Raw genomic sequence first — 21,983 nt, 5'->3', positions numbered from 1 at the left:
CGGGGAGGCGCCCGTGTACGTCCAGGAACTGGAACCCGTCGCCGGCTCACTGGGCCTGTCCGCCCTCGTGGCCGCCCTGCCCCTCGTGATCGTCCTGGTCCTGCTCGGCGGCGTCCGCATGAAGGCGCACCTGGCGGGCCTGACCGGCCTCCTCGCCGCCGTTCTCGTCGCCAGGCTCGCCTACGGCATGCCCCTGGGGCAGACGCTCTCCAGCGCCGCCCAGGGCGCCGTCTTCGGCCTCTTCCCCATCCTGTGGATCGTGGTCAACGCCCTGTGGGTGTACCGGATGACCGTCCGCACCCGGCACTTCGACATCCTGCGCCGGTCCTTCGGGCGACTCTCCGACGACCCGCGCATCCAGGCACTCGTCATCGCCTTCTGCTTCGGGGCGCTGCTGGAGGCGCTCGCCGGTTTCGGGGCGCCCGTCGCGATCAGCGCGGTCATGCTGGTCGCCCTCGGGTTCGAACCGGTGCGTGCCGCCGTCGTCGCCCTGGTCGCCAACACCGCGCCCGTGGCCTTCGGTGCGATGGGCACGCCGGTCGTCACGCTCGCCCAGGTCACCGGGCTTCCGCTGGACTCCGTGGCGTCCGTGGTGGGCCGTCAGACGCCGCTGCTGGCCCTCGTGGTGCCCCTGGTGCTGGTCTGGCTCGTGGACGGCAGGCGCGGGCTGCGCGAGACCTGGGTGCCCGCCCTCGTCTGCGGAGTCGCCTTCGCCGTCGCCCAGTTCGCCGCCTCCAACTACGTCTCCGCCCAACTCGCCGACATCGGCGCCGCCCTGGCGGGCGCGGGCGCCCTGGTCGCCGTACCGCACGCGCGCGTGCCCGCCGCCGAGTCCGTACGCACCTCCGTGCTGACCGGCGTACGCAGCGAGGAGCTGGACGAGGAGGACCCGCCTCGCGAGGTCCTGCGCGCCTACGCCCCCTACGCGATGATCGTCCTGATCTTCTCCGTCGCCCAGATCCCGGCCCTCAAGGACCGGCTGGACAAGGCCACCCAGACCTACGACTGGCCCTTGTTGAACGTGCTCGGATCCGATGGCGAACCGGTCGGCGGCAACGTCTTCACCTGGCCGATCGTGTCGACCGGCGGCACACTCGTGCTGCTCGCCGGGATCTGCACGGCCGCCGTCATCGGGGTGCACGCGCGCGTGGCGGTGAAGGAGTGGCTCGCGACCGTCCACGAGCTGCGCTTCGCGATCCTGACGGTGACGTCCGTCCTGGCGCTCGCCTACGTCATGAACCTCTCCGGCCAGGCGGCGACCATCGGCCACTTCGTGGCGGCGGCCGGAGCCGGGCTCGCCTTCCTGTCGCCCGTCCTCGGCTGGTTCGGCGTCGCCGTGTCCGGATCGGACACCTCGGCCAACGCCCTCTTCGGCGCCCTCCAGGTGACCGCCGCCCGCGAGTCGGGACTGTCGCCCGACCTCCTGGCCGCCGCCAACAGCTCCGGCGGCGTCCTCGGCAAGATGATCTCCCCGCAGAACCTCACCATCGCCTGCGCGGCCGTCGGACTCGCGGGCCGCGAGGGCGACTTGCTGCGCAAGGTCCTGCCGTGGAGCCTGGGCCTGCTGCTGGTGATGTGCCTGATCGTGGTCGGCCAGAGCACACCCGTCCTGGGCTGGATGCTGCCCTGACCAGAGCTGACGTCCGGACGTCCACCGGGCATCCGCACAGCGCGCTGTCAGCGGCCGGGGGTAGTTTGTGCGGACCGACAGTACTTTTTCAGGAAGGTTGGCCGTGGCTGCTGATCTGTCGCAGGTCGTCAAGGCGTACGACGTACGCGGGGTCGTCCCCGACCAGTGGGACGAGTCCCTGGCCGAGCTCTTCGGAGCGGCCTTCGTACAGGTCACCGGCGCGAGCGCCATCGCGACCGGGCACGACATGCGGCCCTCCTCACCAGGCCTGTCGCGTGCCTTCGCGCGCGGGGCGGCGGCGCTGGGCGCCGACGTGACGGAGATCGGCCTGTGCTCGACGGACCAGCTCTACTACGCCTCGGGCGCGCTGAACCTGCCGGGCGCCATGTTCACCGCCTCCCACAACCCGGCGCAGTACAACGGCATCAAGCTGTGCCGCATGGGCGCCGCCCCGGTCGGCCAGGACACCGGCCTCGCCGAGATCCGCGAACTGGTCGAGCGCTGGAGCGAGTCGGGCGCCCCCGAGCCCGCCGCGACGCCCGGAACCATCACCGGCCGCGACACGTTGTCGGACTACGCGGCGCACCTGCGCTCCCTGGTCGACCTGACCTCCATCCGCCCCCTGAAGGTCGTCGTCGACGCGGGCAACGGCATGGGCGGCCACACGGTCCCCGAGGTCTTCGCCGGCCTGCCCCTGACGCTCGTCCCGATGTACTTCGAACTCGACGGCACCTTCCCCAACCACGAGGCCAACCCCCTCGACCCGGCCAACCTCGTCGACCTCCAGAAGCGGGTCCGCGAAGAGGGCGCCGACCTCGGCCTCGCCTTCGACGGCGACGCCGACCGCTGCTTCGTCGTCGACGAGCGCGGCGAGCCGGTCTCCCCGTCGGCGATCACCGCCCTGGTGGCCTCCCGCGAACTGGCCAGGCACGGCGGCAAAGGCACGATCATCCACAACCTGATCACGTCCTGGTCGGTCCCCGAGGTCGTCGCGGAGAACGGCGGCACCGCCGTCCGCACCCGCGTGGGCCACTCCTTCATCAAGGCGGAAATGGCGCGCTCGGGCGCGATCTTCGGCGGCGAACACTCCGCGCACTACTACTTCCGCGATTTCTGGAACGCCGACACGGGCATGCTGGCCGCCCTCCACGTCCTGGCGGCCCTCGGCGGCCAGCCGGGCACCCTGTCCGCCCTCGTCGCCCAGTACGACCGCTACGCCGGCTCCGGCGAGATCAACTCCACGGTCTCCGACCAGGCGGCCCGCCTCGCCGCGATCCGCTCCGCGTACGAGGGCCGTGAGGGCATCACCCTCGACGACCTGGACGGCCTGACCGTCTCCGCCACCGACTGGTGGTTCAACGTCCGCCCCTCCAACACCGAGCCCCTGCTCCGCCTGAACGCGGAGGCGAGGGACCCGGAGACGATGGCGAGGGTGAGGGACGAGGCACTGGCGATCATCAGGGCGTGACGGCCCGCGAGCCCAGCTTCCTGTCCGACCGCTTCGGGCGGTGGGTGGGCACAGTCCCGGGGGTCCAGGGCGCGGAGCCCCCTGGCGGGGGCAAAGGGCCGGAGCCCCTTACCCAGCCCACCCCCCGCACGTATCAACCACCCCCGCCCCCACCGGCGGTACCCTGACCAGGCACATCCGCACCACCCCAAGCACCAACCCCCACCCCGCCCGATCCCCGAAGGGACCCCGCATGGCCCTCGAAGCCGGCCTCCTCGAAATCCTCGCCTGCCCGGCCTGCCACGCTCCCCTCAAGGAGCAGGACACCGAACTGCTCTGCACCGCCCAGAACTGCGGCCTGGCCTACCCCGTCCGCGACGGCATCCCCGTCCTCCTGGTCGACGAGGCCCGCCGCCCCGCGTAGACCCGACCGGGGGCAGACCCACCCGCGTGAACCCCGGTGCACATAGCCCCCGGCACAGCGGGCACCGACGTAGGACATCCGCAAAACGGGCCCGGAACGGACCCCGGCGATCGGAGGCTGCCGCCCATGCTCGACGAATCGCTGCTCGACTCCCCGGAGGGCCTCTCCGAGGCCGACCACCGCGGGCTGCTCCGCGGCGCCGCAGAAGCCGGCGCCCGCGTGCGCACGGCCGCCCGCCACTCCGCCGAAGCCGGCATCAAGGACCTCAAGCCCGACGGCCGCCCCCGCGCCGTCCTCATCGCGGGCCCGGGCGCAGCCGCCACCCACGCCGCCGACCTCCTCGGTACCCTCGCCGGCGCCGGCAGCCCGGTCACGCGGCTGGCCCCCAGCGGCGTCGCCCCCGCCGCGGGCGCCCTGCGCTGGGAACTGCCCGGCTGGGTCGGCTCCGTCGACCTCCTCCTGATCACCACCCCGGACGGCACCGAACCGGGTCTGTCCCTCCTGGCCGAACAGGCCTACCGCCGCGGTTGCGCCGTCGTCGCCGTGGCCCCCAGCCGCTCCCCGCTCGCCGACGCGGTGAACGGCTCGCACGGCCTGTTCATCCCCATGGCGACCGCCCCGTACGACCAGGACGAGCCCCTCGCCGCCTCCGCCCCCGGCGTCCTGTGGGCGCTGCTCACCCCACTGCTGGCGCTCCTGGACCGTACGGGAGTGCTCGCCGCCCCGCCGAACGCCCTCGGCAAGGTCGCCGACCGTCTCGACCGCGTCGCCGAACGCTGCGGCCCCGCCATCGCCACCTACAGCAACCCGGCCAAGACCCTCGCCGCCGAACTCGCCGACGCGCTCCCGATCGTCTGGACCGAGGGCACCTCGGCCGGACCGGCGGGCCGCCGTTTCGCCGCCGCGCTCGCCGAGCTGTCCGGCACCCCCGCGGTCGTCGCCGAGCTCCCCGAGGCCCTCGCCGCACACAGCGCCCTGCTCGCCGGCCCCCTGGCCGCCAGCGCCAACCCCGACGACTTCTTCCGCGACCGCGTCGAGGAACCACCCGCCCTGCACGCGCGCGTGGTGCTCCTCCGCGACCGCCCCATCGGCGGCCTCACCGCCGCCCCCGGCGCCCGCGACCTGGCCCTCAGCCACGACACGCCGATCAGCGAACTGGAACCGGAGGCGGGCGGCGAACTGGAGACCCTCGCGGAACTGATCGCCATCACAGATTTCGCCGCGGTTTACCTGGCGCTCGCTTCGAGGGCCTGATCATGCCCGGGACACCCTGACGCGCTCGCACGCCCGAACACCCAGAGAGACCCCCATGGACCGCCTCGACAACACCATCCGCCCCTACGCCTGGGGTTCCCCCACCGCCATCCCGCACCTGCTCGGCACCGAACCGACCGGCGAGCCGCAGGCGGAGATGTGGATGGGCGCCCACCCCGGCGCACCCTCACGCACCGACCGGGGCACGCTCGTCGAGGTCATCGACGCCGCCCCGGAGAAGGAACTCGGACCGGCCGCGGTCGCCAAGTTCGGCCCCCGCCTGCCCTTCCTCCTCAAGATCCTCGCCGCCGGCGCCCCGCTCTCCCTCCAGGTCCACCCCGACCTGGAGCAGGCCAAGGAGGGCTACGCGGACGAGGAGCGCCGCGGCGTCCCCGTGGACGCCCCGCACCGCAACTACAAGGACGCCAACCACAAGCCCGAACTGATCTGCGCCCTCACCGAGTTCGACGGCCTGTGCGGCTTCCGCGACCCGCTCGCGGCCGCCGGCCTGCTCGACGACCTCGGCGTCGACTCCCTCAAGCCGTACGTCGACCTGCTGCACGCCCATCCCGAGGACGCCGCCCTGCGCGAGGTCCTCACGGCGATCCTCACCGCCGACCCCGAGGAGATGTCCCGGACGGTCGCGGAGGCGGCGGCCGCCTGCACCCGCCTCGGCGGCGCCTACACCCCCTACGCCGACATCGCCCATCACTACCCGGGCGACCCCGGCGTCATCGCCGCGATGCTGCTGAACCACGTCCGCCTCCAGCCCGGCGAGGCCCTCTACCTCGGCGCCGGCGTCCCGCACGCCTACCTGAACGGCCTCGGCGTCGAGATCATGGCCAACTCCGACAACGTCCTGCGCTGCGGCCTGACCCCCAAGCACGTCGACGTCCCCGAGCTCCTGCGCATCGTCCGCTTCCAGCCCGGTGACCCCGGCGTCCTGCGCCCCGAGGCCTCCCCGGACGGCGAAGAGGTCTACGAGACCCCGATCGACGAGTTCCGCCTGTCCCGCTACGTCCTCCCCGAGGCCGGCAGCGCCCACGACCTCACCCGCGCGACCCCGCAGATCCTGCTCTGCACGGCCGGCTCCGTCCGGGCGGGCGAGCACGACCTGACCCCGGGCCGATCCGTCTTCGTCCCGGCCGGCGAAAAGACCGAAGTGTCCGGAACCGGCACGCTTTTCCGGGCCACGGTCGTCGCCTGACCGTTTCGATGACCCCCGTGCTGGTGACCTGAAGCACCGCAGCCCGAGCGGGCTGCAACAATGGCCCACCGTCAAGCACGGGCAAAGCCACGGGCGCCGCATCCAGGGCGGCGTCCCGGCCCTGGAACGGCGTACGAAGGGACAACGCGAACATATGAGCGCGTCAGGCGGCACCAAGGCGATCGTGGCGGCACTGGCCGCCAACCTCGCGATCGCGGTAGCGAAGTTCGTGGCGTTCCTCTTCAGCAACTCGTCGTCGATGCTCGCCGAGTCCGTCCACTCGCTCGCCGACTCCGGCAACCAGGCGCTACTGCTGGTCGGCGGCAAGAAGGCCAAGCGCGAGGCCACCCCGCAGCACCCCTTCGGCTACGGCCGCGAGCGCTACATCTACGCCTTCCTCGTCTCCATCGTCCTCTTCTCGGTCGGCGGCATGTTCGCCCTCTACGAGGGCTACGAGAAGATCAAGCACCCGCACGAGCTGACGCACTGGTACTGGCCGGTCGGCGTGCTGATCTTCGCGATCATCGCCGAGACGTTCTCATTCCGCACGGCCATCAAGGAGTCCAACGTCCTGCGGGGCAAGCGCTCCTGGAAGGAGTTCGTCCGCCACGCCAAGGCCCCCGAGCTCCCGGTCGTCCTCCTGGAGGACCTCGGCGCCCTCGTCGGCCTGATCCTCGCCCTCGGCGGTGTCTGCCTCGCCCTGCTCACCGGCGACAGCGTCTGGGACGGCGTCGGCACCCTCTGCATCGGCATCCTGCTCATCCTGATCGCCCTGGTCCTCGCGGCCGAGACCAAGTCGCTGCTGCTCGGCGAGTCCGCCGGCGTCGAGGAGACCCAGAAGATCGAGGCCGCCGTCGTCGACGGCGACACGGTCACCCGCATCATCCACATGCGCACGCTCCACCTCGGTCCCGAGGAGCTCCTCGTCGCCGCCAAGATCGCCGTCCGTCACGAGGAGACGGCCACCGAGATCGCCGCCGCCATCGACGCCGCCGAGTCCCGCATCCGCGAGGCCGCCCCGATCGCCCGCGTGATCTACCTCGAGCCGGACATCTACAGCGAGGCAGAAGCGGCCAAGGGCTCCGACCCGGAGGCAAGCCCCGGCGGCCCCACCCCGCACGCCACCGACCACTGACACCCCCTCGTACGACTCCTCAGGCCACGGGGCCCGCCGAACCACTCGGCGGGCCCCGCGGCCTTCCACCACTCCCGCACCTCACCGACACTCCCACCCCCGCCCGTTACGGGATCGGCTTGATGTGTTTCCCTGCGGACTGGGGATCGCAGGCGCCCCCGGTGTAGCTTGGGACGGAGCCAGACGTCGCTGCTGATGGCGGTCGGGCGGTCCCACCGCGGACCGGCCGAGGGAGAGAGGGCCTCCGACGGACTGCGCTGCGCACACGCGGGCATGCCTGTGTCCTCTTTCGGGCACCCCTGTGTCCGCCGCCGCGCAGACCAGCCGTACCCACCTCGACCCAACCCCGAGGAGCAGCTCTCAATGACGACTGTCGAAAACCGACAGGACTTCAAGGTCGCCGACATCTCCCTGGCCGAGTTCGGCCGTAAGGAGATCACCCTCGCCGAGCACGAGATGCCCGGCCTGATGGCGATCCGCAAGGAGTACGCCGAGGCGCAGCCGCTGGCCGGCGCTCGCGTCACCGGCTCCCTGCACATGACCGTGCAGACGGCCGTGCTCATCGAGACCCTGGTCGCCCTGGGCGCCCAGGTCCGCTGGGCCTCCTGCAACATCTTCTCCACCCAGGACCACGCCGCGGCCGCCATCGCCGTCGGCCCGAACGGCACGCCCGACAACCCGCAGGGCGTCCCGGTGTTCGCCTGGAAGGGCGAGACGCTTCAGGAGTACTGGTGGTGCACGGAGCAGGCGCTGACCTGGCCGGACAGCCCCACGGGCGGCCCGAACATGATCCTGGACGACGGCGGTGACGCCACCCTCCTCGTCCACAAGGGCGTCGAGTACGAGAAGGACGGCAAGGTCCCGGACGTCGACACCGCCGAGTCCGACGAGCACCGAGTCATCCTCGAGCTCCTGCACCGCACCATCACGGACGGCTCGCAGAAGTGGACCCAGCTGGCCTCCGAGATCCGCGGCGTGACGGAGGAGACCACGACCGGTGTCCACCGCCTGTACGAGATGCAGCGCGATGGCACTCTCCTGTTCCCGGCGATCAATGTCAACGACGCCGTGACCAAGTCGAAGTTCGACAACAAGTACGGCTGCCGTCACTCGCTGATCGACGGCATCAACCGCGCTACCGATGTCCTCATCGGCGGTAAGACGGCGGTGGTGTGCGGTTACGGTGACGTGGGCAAGGGCTGTGCGGAGTCCCTGCGCGGTCAGGGTGCGCGGGTGATCGTCACCGAGATCGATCCGATCTGCGCGTTGCAGGCGGCGATGGACGGCTACCAGGTGACGACGCTGGACGAGGTCGTCGAGACGGCCGACATCTTCATCACCACGACCGGTAACAAGGACATCATCATGGCCGGCGACATGGCCAGGATGAAGCACCAGGCGATCATCGGGAACATCGGTCACTTCGACAACGAGATCGACATGGCCGGTCTGGCGAGGATCCCGGGGATCGTCAAGGACGAGGTGAAGCCGCAGGTGCACACGTGGACCTTCCCGGACGGCAAGGTGATCATCGTGCTGTCGGAGGGCCGTCTGCTGAATCTGGGCAACGCCACCGGTCACCCGTCGTTCGTGATGTCCAACAGCTTCGCGGACCAGACCCTGGCCCAGATCGAGCTGTTCACCAAGCCCGACGAGTACCCGACCGGTGTGTATGTGCTGCCCAAGCACCTGGACGAGAAGGTCGCGCGTCTCCACCTGGAGGCGCTCGGTGTGAAGCTGACCATGCTCCGTCCCGAGCAGGCCGAGTACATCGGTGTGAAGGTCGAGGGTCCGTACAAGCCGGACCACTACCGCTACTGAGCCGAGCAGCACAGTGCTGCCGAGCCCGCACCGCAGACTGTGGTGAGCGCCCGTGCACTGACGCGCTCCTCGGCAGCAGCTCAGGTCCTCCGAGGCAGGCCCCCGCACCCCCGTGCCGGGGGCCTGCCCCGTTTGACGGACCAGCGACCTGCCCAGCCCGTCAAGACCCAGGACCCTCATGCCCCGCGGCCGTTATTCGCTCCACGATCCGCACGATCACACCCCCCTCGCAGAAGAACACTTCCACTGCGCCATCGGCCCCTCCGGCTGGCGCTACGTCTCCCAGCTGACCACCCCCTCAGGCGATCACCACGGCTCCGTCGACCTCACCCTCGACGAACTCGGCCGCCCCATCCGCCTCGAACTCCACGCCGCCGCCTGGCAGGTCCGCGGCGCCGCCCTCGACGGCGTCACCTGGGTCCGCACCGACCCCACCGGAACCGACGCCACCGAAGGCAATGTGCGCGCCCACGCCTTCACCGGCACCTCCCCGGCGTTCCTCGTCGCCACCACCCGTCTCCTGCGCCTCACCCCCTCCTCGGCTGCCACCCGCGTACGCCTCGTCGCCTTCACGGACCCGGTCCTCGCCCCGCGTACCGTGGACCAGTCGTGGACCTTGCTGAAAAGAGAAGCACACGCCACTGACAACGGCCCCCTGACCGTGGACGAATACCAGGTCACAGCCCTGGACACCGGCGAACAGCACGCCGTGCACATCGCCGGCGACGTGGTGCTCGCGGCCCCCGGCATCGAGCTCGAAGACCTCGAATCACCGCCGTCGGTGTTCCCCTGAGGGCACCTCCGGTTGAACGGGCAGCCCCGCCCTCCACTACGCCGGCGGCACGAACCCGATCCCGGGACGACCGTCCGCCGGCATCTCATGCCGCGACTCCGCGGGCCGCACCCCGCCGGACGACTCGACAGCCGCACCAGACGGCTCGGACGCCGCACCAGGCGGCACAACCGGTGGCCCGCAAGCAGCGGGCGCCGAGCCCGCAGTCGGAGTCGCGTCGGAAGCCGAAGCGCTCTCAGTAGCTGGAGCCGCAGTGGCACCCGTAGCGGTCTCATCAGCCCGAGCGGCCCACGAGGCAGCAGACCCGCTCCCGAAGGCCCGCCGAGCCTCCCGCGCCTGCCGTTCATGCACGACCGCCGCGAGATATGCCGCGGGCGGAACACCCTGCGGCACCGGAGCCCCCGTACGTTCGGCGAGATCAGACGCCAGCCGCTCCGCCATGGACCAGCCCACCTGCGGGTCCAACTGCTGCACGCGCGTCAGATACTGACGGACGGCGAGCCACAACCCGTCGGGCACCGCGGACAGATCGAGCCCAGAGAAGCGCCCCGCCAGCCAGGGCGGGGGAGGCGGCACGAACCCGGTCCGCGCGACCGGAATCCGCTCCCGCACGACGAGAGTCCCCGCGAACACATCCCCCAGCCGTCGCCCACGCGCCGACACGAACGAGGCGATACAGGCGACGACCCCGAAGGTCATGAGGATCTCGATCACCCCGATCAAGCCCCTCACCAGCGCATGCCGGAACCGGATCGGCCCTCCGTCGTCGCGCACCACACGCAGACCGCATGCCATCTTCCCGAGCGAGCGCCCGTGACTGAGGGTCTCGACCGCGATCGGCCCGCCCACCAGCACGAGGACGAACGTCGCGATCGACAGCGCCGTCTGCGCCGCCTCGTCGAGCGAGGCGGTGGAAACCACGATCGCGATGGTCACCGCGACGTAGACGGCCACGGCCACCACAAGATCCAGCAACACGGCCAGCGCCCTGCTGGGCAACCTCGCGGGGCGCAGCTCCAGCGCCACCGCCTCGCCCGTCACCAGCTCACTCACGCCTGCCGTCCTTCCCCTGCCCTGCCCCCGACAGGGCCAGTCTGCCAAGCTGAGGGCGCATCGCGTCGCAGTACGACAAGCTGATCCACGACGAGCCGCCGACGAACAGCCGAGGAGCAGGCACACCGATGGACCTCGACGTCTTCGTCTCCGCCCACCGAGCGGAGTGGGACCGCCTCGAAGCTCTGCTCCGTCGCCAGCGTCGCCTCAGCGGTGCCGAAGCCGACGAACTCGTCACCCTCTACCAACGCACCGCCACGCACCTCTCCCTTATCCAGTCCAGCGCCCAGGACCCCCAGCTGACCGGCAGGCTCAGCCAACTCGTGGCACGCGCGCGTAGCGCTGTGACAGGCACCCGACGCGCCTCCTGGCGCGACGTCACCCGCTTCCTCGCCCACGGCTTCCCCGCCGCCGTCTACAAGTCACGCCACTGGTGGGTACCCACCGCGCTGCTGTCCACGGCGGTCGCGGCCCTCCTGGGCTGGTGGATCGGCGCCCACCCCGAGGTACAGGCCTCCATTGCGGCCCCCAGCGAACTGCGCGAGCTAACCCGCCCCGGCGGCCAGTACGAGACGTATTACTCCAGCCACCCTGCCGCCAGCTTCGCCGCCCAGGTCTGGACGAACAACGCCTGGGCCGCGGCCCTGTGCCTGATCCTTGGTGTCTTCCTGGGACTCCCGGTCATCTGGATCCTCTTCCAGAACATGCTCAACCTGGGCATCGGCGTCGGCCTGATGTCCTCGGCCGGCCGCCTCGACACGTTCCTCGGTCTGGTCCTCCCGCACGGCCTGCTCGAACTGACCGCCGTCTTCGTGGCCGCAGGCACCGGCCTGCGCCTCGGCTGGACCCTCATCGACCCGGGCCCCCGCACACGGCGCACAGCTCTCGCGGAAGAGGGCCGTGCCGCCATCGGCATGGCCATCGGCTTGGCGGTGGTCCTCTTCGTCTCCGGCGCCATCGAAGGTTTCGTCACCCCGTCCGGTCTCCCCACCTGGGCCCGCATCACCATCGGAGTCGTCGCCGAGCTGGCCTTCCTCGCCTACGTCTACGTCCTGGGCGGCCGTGCCGCCCGCGCGGGCGAGACCGGCGACGTCGAGGCAGCGGAACGCAGCGCCAGCGTCCCGACTGCTGCCTGAACGGCCCTGCGGCAGCCTGATGTGCGACCACGTCCGTTCAGCTGCTAGTCTCCTCTTCGCCCCACAGGAGCCGTTGACACGGCCCGTGTGAGGAGGTAGATTCGAACAGTTGCCTGGACAAGAGGTGCAACCTCAGATCGGCGACAGTGAGCATCTGTCTGCTTCATGAAACGCTGATTTCATTGAAGCCCCTCCCGATGAATCGGAAATGAGCGGCCGGCTAGTCCGGCTGGAAACCTCTGATAAAGTCGGAACCGCCGGAAAGGGAAACGCGGAAGCGGGAACCTGGAAAGCACCGAGGAAATCGGGTCGAGAAAAGATCTGATAGAGTCGGAAACGCAAGACCGAAGGGAAGCGCCCGGAGGAAAGCCCGAGAGGGTGAGTACAAAGGAAGCGACCGTTCCTTGAGAACTCAACAGCGTGCCAAAAGTCAACGCCAGATATGTTGATACCCCGTCTCCAGCATCAGCTGGGACGAGGTTCCTTTGAAAAAACACAGCGAGGACGCTGTGAACGGCCGGGCTTATTCCGCCTGGCTGTTCCGCTCTCGTGGTGTTGCACCGGATTACCGGTACACATTCACGGAGAGTTTGATCCTGGCTCAGGACGAACGCTGGCGGCGTGCTTAACACATGCAAGTCGAACGATGAACCACTTCGGTGGGGATTAGTGGCGAACGGGTGAGTAACACGTGGGCAATCTGCCCTGCACTCTGGGACAAGCCCTGGAAACGGGGTCTAATACCGGATACTGATCATCTTGGGCATCCAAGGTGTTCGAAAGCTCCGGCGGTGCAGGATGAGCCCGCGGCCTATCAGCTTGTTGGTGAGGTAATGGCTCACCAAGGCGACGACGGGTAGCCGGCCTGAGAGGGCGACCGGCCACACTGGGACTGAGACACGGCCCAGACTCCTACGGGAGGCAGCAGTGGGGAATATTGCACAATGGGCGAAAGCCTGATGCAGCGACGCCGCGTGAGGGATGACGGCCTTCGGGTTGTAAACCTCTTTCAGCAGGGAAGAAGCGAAAGTGACGGTACCTGCAGAAGAAGCGCCGGCTAACTACGTGCCAGCAGCCGCGGTAATACGTAGGGCGCGAGCGTTGTCCGGAATTATTGGGCGTAAAGAGCTCGTAGGCGGCTTGTCGCGTCGGTTGTGAAAGCCCGGGGCTTAACCCCGGGTCTGCAGTCGATACGGGCAGGCTAGAGTTCGGTAGGGGAGATCGGAATTCCTGGTGTAGCGGTGAAATGCGCAGATATCAGGAGGAACACCGGTGGCGAAGGCGGATCTCTGGGCCGATACTGACGCTGAGGAGCGAAAGCGTGGGGAGCGAACAGGATTAGATACCCTGGTAGTCCACGCCGTAAACGGTGGGCACTAGGTGTGGGCAACATTCCACGTTGTCCGTGCCGCAGCTAACGCATTAAGTGCCCCGCCTGGGGAGTACGGCCGCAAGGCTAAAACTCAAAGGAATTGACGGGGGCCCGCACAAGCGGCGGAGCATGTGGCTTAATTCGACGCAACGCGAAGAACCTTACCAAGGCTTGACATACACCGGAAAACCCTGGAGACAGGGTCCCCCTTGTGGTCGGTGTACAGGTGGTGCATGGCTGTCGTCAGCTCGTGTCGTGAGATGTTGGGTTAAGTCCCGCAACGAGCGCAACCCTTGTCCCGTGTTGCCAGCAGGCCCTTGTGGTGCTGGGGACTCACGGGAGACCGCCGGGGTCAACTCGGAGGAAGGTGGGGACGACGTCAAGTCATCATGCCCCTTATGTCTTGGGCTGCACACGTGCTACAATGGCCGGTACAATGAGCTGCGATACCGCGAGGTGGAGCGAATCTCAAAAAGCCGGTCTCAGTTCGGATTGGGGTCTGCAACTCGACCCCATGAAGTCGGAGTCGCTAGTAATCGCAGATCAGCATTGCTGCGGTGAATACGTTCCCGGGCCTTGTACACACCGCCCGTCACGTCACGAAAGTCGGTAACACCCGAAGCCGGTGGCCCAACCCCCTTGTGGGGAGGGAGCTGTCGAAGGTGGGACTGGCGATTGGGACGAAGTCGTAACAAGGTAGCCGTACCGGAAGGTGCGGCTGGATCACCTCCTTTCTAAGGAGCACTTCTTACCGATCCCTTCGGGGTGAGGTCAGAGGCCAGTACATCAGCGAGTGTCTGATGCTGGTTGCTCATGGGTGGAACGTTGACTACTCGGCACACTTGATCGTCTTCTCCTTCTAGTACTGCTCTTCGGAGCGTGGAACGTCGAGGGGAGCGGGGAGTGTGTCGGGCACGCTGTTGGGTGTCTGAGGGAATGGATTTTTCCTCAGCGCCGGCCCCAGTGAACTCGCCTGTGTAGGGCGGGGTGATGGGTGGCTGGTCGTTGTTTGAGAACTGCACAGTGGACGCGAGCATCTGTGGCCAAGTTTTTAAGGGCGCACGGTGGATGCCTTGGCACCAGGAACCGATGAAGGACGTGGGAGGCCACGATAGGCCCCGGGGAGTCGTCAACCAGGCTTTGATCCGGGGGTGTCCGAATGGGGAAACCCGGCAGTCGTCATGGGCTGTCACCCGCTGCTGAACACATAGGCAGTGTGGAGGGAACGCGGGGAAGTGAAACATCTCAGTACCCGCAGGAAGAGAAAACAACCGTGATTCCGGGAGTAGTGGCGAGCGAAACCGGATGAGGCCAAACCGTATGCGTGTGAGACCCGGCAGGGGTTGCGTATACGGGGTTGTGGGATCTCTCTTTCATGGTCTGCCGGCCGTGAGACGAGTCAGAAACCGTTGATGTAGGCGAAGGACATGCGAAAGGTCCGGCGTAGAGGGTAAGACCCCCGTAGTCGAAACGTCAGCGGCTCGTTTGAGAGACACCCAAGTAGCACGGGGCCCGAGAAATCCCGTGTGAATCTGGCGGGACCACCCGCTAAGCCTAAATATTCCCTGGTGACCGATAGCGGATAGTACCGTGAGGGAATGGTGAAAAGTACCCCGGGAGGGGAGTGAAATAGTACCTGAAACCGTGTGCCTACAAGCCGTGGGAGCGTCGGAATGAAGACTTGTCTTCATTCTCGTGACTGCGTGCCTTTTGAAGAATGAGCCTGCGAGTTTGCGGCGTGTTGCGAGGTTAACCCGGGTGGGGTAGCCGTAGCGAAAGCGAGTCCGAATAGGGCGTTTGAGTAGCACGCTCAAGACCCGAAGCGGAGTGATCTAGCCATGGGCAGGTTGAAGCGGAGGTAAGACTTCGTGGAGGACCGAACCCACCAGGGTTGAAAACCTGGGGGATGACCTGTGGTTAGGGGTGAAAGGCCAATCAAACTCCGTGATAGCTGGTTCTCCCCGAAATGCATTTAGGTGCAGCGTCGTGTGTTTCTTGCCGGAGGTAGAGCACTGGATAGGCGATGGGCCCTACCGGGTTACTGACCTTAGCCAAACTCCGAATGCCGGTAAGTGAGAGCGCGGCAGTGAGACTGTGGGGGATAAGCTCCATGGTCGAGAGGGAAACAGCCCAGAGCATCGACTAAGGCCCCTAAGCGTACGCTAAGTGGGAAAGGATGTGGAGTCGCAGAGACAACCAGGAGGTTGGCTTAGAAGCAGCCACCCTTGAAAGAGTGCGTAATAGCTCACTGGTCTAGTGATTCCGCGCCGACAATGTAGCGGGGCTCAAGCGTACCGCCGAAGTCGTGTCATTGCAGTAATACGGCCAACGCCGGCTGTGATGGGTAGGGGAGCGTCGTGTGCCGGGTGAAGCAGCACCGGAAGGTAGTTGTGGACGGTTCACGAGTGAGAATGCAGGCATGAGTAGCGATACAAACGTGAGAAACGTTTGCGCCGATTGACTAAGGGTTCCTGGGTCAAGCTGATCTGCCCAGGGTAAGTCGGGACCTAAGGCGAGGCCGACAGGCGTAGTCGATGGATAACCGGTTGATATTCCGGTACCCGCTGTGAAGCGTCAAACATCGAATCCAGTGATGCTAAGCCCGTGAAGCCGTTCCGGACCCTTCGGGGAAAGGAAAGTGGTGGAGCCGGTGACCCAAGTTGGTAGTAGGTGAGTGATGGGGTGACGCAGGAAGGTAGTCCATCCCGGGCGGTGGTTGTCCCGGGGTAAGGGTGTAGGACGTCAGGTAGGTAAATCCGCCTGGCAATAGTCTGAGACCTGATGCCGAGCCGATTGTGGTGAAGTGGATGATCCTATGCTGTCGAGAAAAGCCTCTAGCGAGTTTCATGGCGGCCCGTACCCTAAACCGACTCAGGTGGTCAGGTAGAGAATACCGAGGCGTTCGGGTGAACTATGGTTAAGGAACTCGGCAAAATGCCCCCGTAACTTCGGGAGAAGGGGGGCCACGCCTGGTGAGAGGACTTGCTCCTCGAGCTGGGGGTGGCCGCAGAGACCAGCGAGAAGCGACTGTTTACTAAAAACACAGGTCCGTGCGAAGCCGTAAGGCGATGTATACGGACTGACGCCTGCCCGGTGCTGGAACGTTAAGGGGACCGGTTAGCTCCATTTCGGTGGGGCGAAGCTGAGAACTTAAGCGCCAGTAAACGGCGGTGGTAACTATAACCATCCTAAGGTAGCGAAATTCCTTGTCGGGTAAGTTCCGACCTGCACGAATGGCGTAACGACTTCTCGACTGTCTCAACCATAGGCCCGGTGAAATTGCACTACGAGTAAAGATGCTCGTTTCGCGCAGCAGGACGGAAAGACCCCGGGACCTTTACTACAGTTTGATATTGGTGTTCGGTTCGGCTTGTGTAGGATAGCTGGGAGACTGTGAAGCGCTAACGCCAGTTAGTGTGGAGTCGTCGTTGAAATACCAGTCTGGTCGTGCTGGATGTCTAACCTGGGTCCGTGATCCGGATCAGGGACAGTGTCTGATGGGTAGTTTAACTGGGGCGGTTGCCTCCTAAAGGGTAACGGAGGCGCCCAAAGGTTCCCTCAGCCTGGTTGGCAATCAGGTGTTGAGTGTAAGTGCACAAGGGAGCTTGACTGTGAGACCGACGGGTCGAGCAGGGACGAAAGTCGGGACTAGTGACCCGGCGGTGGCTTGTGGAAGCGCCGTCGCTCAACGGATAAAAGGTACCCCGGGGATAACAGGCTGATCTTCCCCAAGAGTCCATATCGACGGGATGGTTTGGCACCTCGATGTCGGCTCGTCGCATCCTGGGGCTGGAGTCGGTCCCAAGGGTTGGGCTGTTCGCCCATTAAAGCGGTACGCGAGCTGGGTTTAGAACGTCGTGAGACAGTTCGGTCCCTATCCGCTGTGCGCGTAGGAGTCTTGAGAAGGGCTGTCCCTAGTACGAGAGGACCGGGACGGACGAACCTCTGGTGTGCCAGTTGTTCTGCCAAGGGCATGGCTGGTTGGCTACGTTCGGGAGGGATAACCGCTGAAAGCATCTAAGCGGGAAGCCTGCTTCGAGATGAGGACTCCCACCCACTTGATGGGGTAAGGCTCCCAGTAGACGACTGGGTTGATAGGCCGGATATGGAAGCACGGTAACGTGTGGAGTTGACCGGTACTAATAGGCCGAGGGCTTGTCCTCAGTTGCTCGCGTCCACTGTGTTGGTTCTGAAACCACGAACAGTCCCATGCCATGGTCACGGTATGGTGCGGCTGACAGTTTCATAGTGTTTCGGTGGTTATAGCGTAGGGGAAACGCCCGGTTACATTCCGAACCCGGAAGCTAAGCCTTACAGCGCCGATGGTACTGCAGGGGGGACCCTGTGGGAGAGTAGGACGCCGCCGAACAATTCTTGGGAAAACCCCCGCATCTTCGGATGCGGGGGTTTTCTGCGTTTAGGGCCCTCTTCCGAGGGCCCTAAACGTCACAGGCGTCCGGCCGCTTTCAATGCCAAGTACGTGTCCGCCAGTGCCGGCGCCAGGTCGTCCGGGGTCGCGTCCACCACTGTGACGCCGTGACGGCGGAGTTGTTCTGCCGTGCGGTGACGTTCGGACTGGGCCTGGGCGGCTGCGGCTGCCTCGTAGACGGCGTCGACGTTTCCGCGTGCCTTGGCCATTTCAGTGATGTGCGGGTCCGCTACTGATGCCAGGAGAACCGTGTGTCGCTGGGTGAGCTGGGAGAGGACCGGGAGGAGGCCCTCTTCGATGGGGGCTGCGTCCAGGGTGGTGAGGAGCACGATCAGGGAGCGGCGGGGGGCCGTGCGCAGGGCTGTGGCCGTGAGGCCGCGTGCGTTCGTTTCGACGAGCTCGGGTTCGAGCGTGGCCATCGCGTTGACCAGGGACGGAAGAACGTCGCCTGCCGTGCGGCCCTGGACGAGGGCGCGGACCTTGCGGTCGTAGGCGAGGAGGTCGACGCGGTCGCCGGCGCGGGAGGCCAGCGCTGCGAGGAGCAGGGCCGCGTCCATGGAGGCGTCGAGGCGGGGTGCGTCGCCCACGCGGCCTGCCGAGGTGCGGCCGGTGTCGAGGACCAGGAGGATGTGGCGGTCGCGTTCCGGGCGCCAGGTGCGTACGGCGACCGCGGACTGGCGGGCTGTGGCGCGCCAGTCGATGGAGCGAGTGTCGTCGCCGGGGACGTACTCGCGCAGGCTGTCGAATTCGGTGCCCTGGCCGCGGATGAGCACGCTGGTGCGGCCGTCCAGTTCGCGCAGGCGGGCCAGCTTGGAGGGCAGGTGCTTGCGGCTGGTGAACGGGGGCAGGACGCGTACCGTCCAGGGGGCTTTGTGGGTGCCCTGGCGGGCGAAGAGGCCCAGGGGGCCGTACGAGCGGATGGTGATCCGGTCGGCCTGGCGGTCACCTCGGCGGGTGGGGCGCAGGCGGGTCGTCACGCGTCGACGTTCGCCCGGGGGGACCGTGAGGCGGTGGCGGGAGGCCGTGGTCTCCGTGCCCGGCTGCCAGGTGCTCGGGGGCCAGGCGTCACGGAGTCGGGCACGGAGGGGGCGGCGGGACGGGTTGGTGATGGTCAGGGTCACGTCCGCTGTGTCGCCGAGGCGCACGGAGGTGTCGCCGGAGCGGGCGAGGCCCAGACGTCGTACCGGGGCGGCCAGGGCGAAGTCGCAGGCGCAGGCCACGGCCAGGGGTGCGTTGACCGCCAGCATGCCCGTCCAGCCGGGCTCCCAGATGCCGACGGGGAGGGAGCCCAGGGCCGCGAGGAGGGCGGCGCGTCCGGTGAGTGCCATCAGCGGGGGACGGGGACGTGGGCGAGGATCGCGTTGATGACGGAGTCGGCTGTCACGCCTTCCATTTCGGCCTCCGGGCGGAGTTGTACACGGTGACGGAGGGTGGGAAGGGCGAGTGCCTTCACGTCGTCGGGGATGACGTAGTCGCGGCCTGTCAGCCAGGCCCAGGCGCGGGCGGTGGCCAGGAGGGCCGTGGCGCCTCGGGGGGAGACGCCGAGAGTGAGGGACGGCGACTCGCGGGTGGCGCGGCAGATGTCGACGACGTAGGCGGTGATCTCCGGGGAGATCGTCGTCTTGGCCACGGCGGCGCGGGCCGCTTCCAGGTCGGCCGGGCCCGCTACGGGGCGTACGCCGGCGGCGTGGAGGTCGCGTGGGTTGAAGCCCTCGGCGTGGCGGGTGAGGACGTCGATCTCGTCCTGGCGGGAGGGGAGGGGGATGGTGAGTTTCAGGAGGAAGCGGTCGAGCTGGGCTTCGGGGAGGGGGTAGGTGCCTTCGTACTCGACCGGGTTCTGGGTCGCTGCGACCAGGAACGGGTCGGGGAGGGCGCGGGGGGTGCCGTCGACCGTGACCTGGCGTTCCTCCATGGCTTCCAGGAGGGACGACTGGGTCTTGGGGGGCGTGCGGTTGATCTCGTCGGCGAGGAGGAGGTTGGTGAAGACCGGGCCGGGCTGGAAGGAGAACTCGGCGCTGCGGGTGTCGTAGACCAGGGAACCGGTCACGTCGCTGGGCATCAGGTCGGGGGTGAACTGGACGCGCTTGGTGTCGAGTTCGAGGGCGGAGGCGAGAGCGCGGACCAGGAGGGTCTTGGCGACGCCGGGGACGCCTTCGAGGAGGACGTGGCCGCGGCAGAGCAGGGCGACGACGAGGCCGGTCACGGCGGGGTCCTGGCCGACCACGGCCTTCGCGATCTCGGCGCGCAGGGCCTCCAGGGCGGCTCGGGCGGCGCCCGGGTCCCCGGTCTGCCCGGCGTTGTCAGTGGTCGGGTCCATCATGGACGGCGTACCTCTCTTTCGAGGGCGTCGAGTTGGTCGGCGAGTGCGATGAGTGCTGCGTCGTCGCTGGGCGGTGGTCCGAAGAGGAGGGTGCGCAGGTCCCGTCGGTCGCCGTGGAGGTGAGCGGACAGGGCGGGTAGCAGAGCCTCGGGCGTGTGCGCCTGGGTGACGGGGACGCCTGTGAGGGGGGCGAGGCGGGTGCGGGTGGTGGAGCGAAGAGCGTTGGCCGCGCGGTCGCGGGCATCGGCCTTGCGGTAGAGGCGTGCTCGGCCTTCGGCGGTTTCGGAGGCGCGGATCGCGACGGGGAGTTTTTCGGGCACGAGGGGGCCGAGCCGGCGTGCCCGCCAGAGGGCGGCAAGGGCTGCGGCGATGAAGAGTTGCAGGGTGCCCCAGAGCCAGCCCGAGGGGAGCAGGTCGAAGAAGCTGCGTTCGTCGTCGGTGCCGGTGGCCGACGGGTCGGAGAGCGAGGGGAGGTACCAGACCAGATGGGGGCGGGAGCCGAGGAGTTGGAGGGCGAGCGAGGCGTTGCCCTGCTCGTCGAGGCGGTCGTTGAGGAGGATGTCGGGCGCGCCGAGGACGACGGTGTCGCCGTCCCCGGTCGTGGCCGGGATGCGCAGCAGGGTGGCCAGACGCTCGCTCGGGTAGCACGTGTCGGCGTCGAGGTGGGTGGTGGTGTAGCGGACGCCGCCCGTGTCGGCGGTGCCCGCGCGCCGGGCGGCGGGCAGGCCGCAGTCGGGGGAGAGCGTCGAGTCGAGGCTGGTGGCGGGGTCGGCGGTGACGCCGGGGGCGAGTCGTTCGACGGACGCGCTGCCGGAGGCGACCAGGACGGTACGGCCGCCGGAGTCGGCGAACGCGTTGTGCAGACGGGACTGCTGACTGCGGCTCAGCAGGTCGGGGAGGGCGACCAGGAGGGTCGTGTCCGGGCCGGCTGCGGTGGCTGCCTCGTCCAGGGTGGTGACCACGCGGGTGTCCACACCCCGGTCGGCGAGGAGTTCGGCGACGGCGCGGCTGCCGTTGGGGTCGGCGGAGCGCGGGTCGAGTTCGCCGTGCCGGGCGTCGGAGCGGATGACGGCGATGGCGATGGCTCCCACCAGGAGCAGCACGAGGGCGAGCGCGATGCCGCGCGCGCGGGTCCATACCTGGCGTGCGGTGGGCGAGGCCGAGGTGGACGGGTGCGTGGCCTCGGTGGTCATTCGGCGGCTCCCTGGCGGGTGTGGGGGGCCGTGCTGTGGGCGCTGCTCGCGGCGAGCTGGGGCTTGGTGCGTTCCAGGTCGCGGTCGAGTTCGGCGATGCGGTGGTACGACTGCTCGGTCGCCGACCGGCCGCCGTACGTCACGTCGTCGAAGTCGCGGGCGGCGGCGCGCAGTCGGTCGGTGTGGGCGGGCAGGGCCCGGCCGGCTTCGGCAGCGGCCTCGTCGGCGGTGCGGCCGGGACGGACGTCGAGGAGGGCGCGTTCCTCCAGGGCGCGGACGAGGGCCCTCATGCGTTCCTGGACGGCCTGGCTCCAGTGGCCCTGGGCGGCGTGTGCCTCGGCGGCTGCGCGGTGGTCCGCGGCGCTGCGGGGGCGGTCGTCGAACAGGGTGGCGGACGAGGTGGGCTGGCGGCGTGGGGTGCCCAGGCGCCACCAGAGGGCGGCCAGGACCGCGACGACGGCCAGGATGATGACGAGCAGGCCGAGTGTTCCGCCGGGTGTGGCGGTCGAGGCGGCGTTGAACAGTTTGTCGAGCCAGTCCCAGAAGGCGTCGAGGGCGCGCTGGAACAGGCTGGGGTCGTCCTCGTGGTACATCCGCTTCGACAGCTCGCGTCGGGCCGCCTCGCGCGCGGGGTCGCGCGGGGTGGTGAGGGGCGGCTCGTCGGCGGAGCGTGCCGACGACAGTGCGGAGGTGTCGCCGGCGCGCAGCAGCGTGCGTATGGCGGCGCGTGGGAGCGCCGATGTGAGGACTTCCCCCGCCCAGCTCACGG

14 protein-coding genes and 3 rRNA genes are annotated in these 21,983 nt (G+C 68.0%); 12 read left to right on the top strand and 5 right to left on the bottom strand.

Going from position 1 to position 21,983, the window contains the following annotated elements:
* Nucleotides 1-13: 13 nt before the first annotated feature.
* From PV963_RS17950 to PV963_RS17915, 8 genes are all read left to right on the top strand, one after another.
* The gene (locus PV963_RS17950) at nucleotides 14-1,630 is read left to right on the top strand and encodes an L-lactate permease (RefSeq protein ID WP_274822047.1); all 1,617 of its coding nucleotides are present in this window, start codon (nucleotides 14-16) and stop codon (nucleotides 1,628-1,630) included.
* 103 nt (nucleotides 1,631-1,733) lie between these two features.
* Complete coding sequence (locus PV963_RS17945) at nucleotides 1,734-3,098, top strand: phosphomannomutase/phosphoglucomutase (protein WP_274816744.1); 1,365 nt, start codon at nucleotides 1,734-1,736, stop codon at nucleotides 3,096-3,098.
* A 232-nt stretch (nucleotides 3,099-3,330) separates the two neighbouring features.
* On the top strand, nucleotides 3,331-3,501 hold the full coding sequence (locus tag PV963_RS17940) for a Trm112 family protein (RefSeq protein WP_274816743.1): 171 nt from the start codon (nucleotides 3,331-3,333) through the stop codon (nucleotides 3,499-3,501).
* A gap of 126 nt (nucleotides 3,502-3,627) precedes the next feature.
* Complete coding sequence (locus PV963_RS17935; RefSeq protein ID WP_274816742.1) at nucleotides 3,628-4,755, top strand: SIS domain-containing protein; 1,128 nt, start codon at nucleotides 3,628-3,630, stop codon at nucleotides 4,753-4,755.
* A 55-nt stretch (nucleotides 4,756-4,810) separates the two neighbouring features.
* Entirely contained in the window at nucleotides 4,811-5,962 is a 1,152-nt protein-coding gene (manA, locus tag PV963_RS17930) for a mannose-6-phosphate isomerase, class I (RefSeq protein WP_274816741.1), read from the top strand.
* A 154-nt stretch (nucleotides 5,963-6,116) separates the two neighbouring features.
* Nucleotides 6,117-7,097 (top strand): cation diffusion facilitator family transporter, encoded by a 981-nt coding sequence (locus tag PV963_RS17925; protein WP_274816740.1) that lies wholly within the window; start codon nucleotides 6,117-6,119, stop codon nucleotides 7,095-7,097.
* Between the two features lie 363 nt (nucleotides 7,098-7,460).
* Nucleotides 7,461-8,918 (top strand): adenosylhomocysteinase, encoded by a 1,458-nt coding sequence (gene ahcY, locus PV963_RS17920; protein ID WP_274816739.1) that lies wholly within the window; start codon nucleotides 7,461-7,463, stop codon nucleotides 8,916-8,918.
* A gap of 178 nt (nucleotides 8,919-9,096) precedes the next feature.
* Complete coding sequence (locus PV963_RS17915) at nucleotides 9,097-9,711, top strand: hypothetical protein (RefSeq protein ID WP_274816738.1); 615 nt, start codon at nucleotides 9,097-9,099, stop codon at nucleotides 9,709-9,711.
* A gap of 36 nt (nucleotides 9,712-9,747) precedes the next feature.
* On the opposite strand, the gene PV963_RS17910 is transcribed toward PV963_RS17915, so the two are convergent.
* Nucleotides 9,748-10,764, bottom strand: coding sequence for an RDD family protein (locus PV963_RS17910; RefSeq protein WP_274816737.1), 1,017 nt, complete (start codon nucleotides 10,762-10,764; stop codon nucleotides 9,748-9,750).
* 128 nt (nucleotides 10,765-10,892) lie between these two features.
* Here PV963_RS17910 and PV963_RS17905 point away from each other — a divergent pair, with 128 nt between their 5' ends.
* The 4 genes from PV963_RS17905 to rrf all read left to right on the top strand — a co-directional run bounded on the left by PV963_RS17905 (nucleotide 10,893) and on the right by rrf (nucleotide 17,641).
* Nucleotides 10,893-11,900: a stage II sporulation protein M gene (locus PV963_RS17905; RefSeq protein WP_274816736.1), complete on the top strand. Its 1,008-nt coding sequence runs from the start codon at nucleotides 10,893-10,895 to the stop codon at nucleotides 11,898-11,900.
* A gap of 578 nt (nucleotides 11,901-12,478) precedes the next feature.
* A 16S ribosomal RNA gene (locus PV963_RS17900) occupies nucleotides 12,479-14,006 on the top strand.
* Nucleotides 14,007-14,313: 307 nt separating this feature from the next.
* Nucleotides 14,314-17,435: ribosomal RNA gene (locus PV963_RS17895) — 23S ribosomal RNA — on the top strand.
* A gap of 89 nt (nucleotides 17,436-17,524) precedes the next feature.
* A 5S ribosomal RNA gene (gene rrf / locus PV963_RS17890) occupies nucleotides 17,525-17,641 on the top strand.
* The 16S, 23S and 5S rRNA genes sit together here, the layout of an rRNA operon.
* A gap of 77 nt (nucleotides 17,642-17,718) precedes the next feature.
* Here the strand turns inward: rrf and PV963_RS17885 are convergent.
* The 4 genes from PV963_RS17885 to PV963_RS17870 are packed head-to-tail and all read right to left on the bottom strand — an operon-like array spanning nucleotide 17,719 to nucleotide 21,981.
* Complete coding sequence (locus tag PV963_RS17885; protein WP_274816735.1) at nucleotides 17,719-19,029, bottom strand: DUF58 domain-containing protein; 1,311 nt, start codon at nucleotides 19,027-19,029, stop codon at nucleotides 17,719-17,721.
* Nucleotides 19,029-20,018 (bottom strand): AAA family ATPase, encoded by a 990-nt coding sequence (locus tag PV963_RS17880; protein ID WP_274816734.1) that lies wholly within the window; start codon nucleotides 20,016-20,018, stop codon nucleotides 19,029-19,031. Before PV963_RS17880 ends, PV963_RS17885 begins: the two co-directional genes overlap by 1 nt.
* A complete protein-coding gene (locus PV963_RS17875) occupies nucleotides 20,018-21,214 on the bottom strand; it encodes a DUF4350 domain-containing protein (protein ID WP_274816733.1) in 1,197 nt (398 codons plus the stop codon). Before PV963_RS17875 ends, PV963_RS17880 begins: the two co-directional genes overlap by 1 nt.
* Nucleotides 21,211-21,981, bottom strand: a complete 771-nt coding sequence (locus tag PV963_RS17870) for a DUF4129 domain-containing protein (RefSeq protein ID WP_274816732.1) — start codon at nucleotides 21,979-21,981, stop codon at nucleotides 21,211-21,213. The genes PV963_RS17875 and PV963_RS17870 overlap by 4 nt, the downstream gene beginning before the upstream one ends.
* Between the last annotated feature and the right edge of the window lie 2 nt (nucleotides 21,982-21,983).

Source organism: Streptomyces coeruleorubidus (genome assembly GCF_028885415.1).
In the GTDB taxonomy this organism is placed as follows: Bacteria; Actinomycetota; Actinomycetes; order Streptomycetales; family Streptomycetaceae; genus Streptomyces; species Streptomyces coeruleorubidus_A.
Note: the sequence above shows the minus strand (reverse complement) of the source record. Positions and strands in the feature narration are given on the sequence as shown.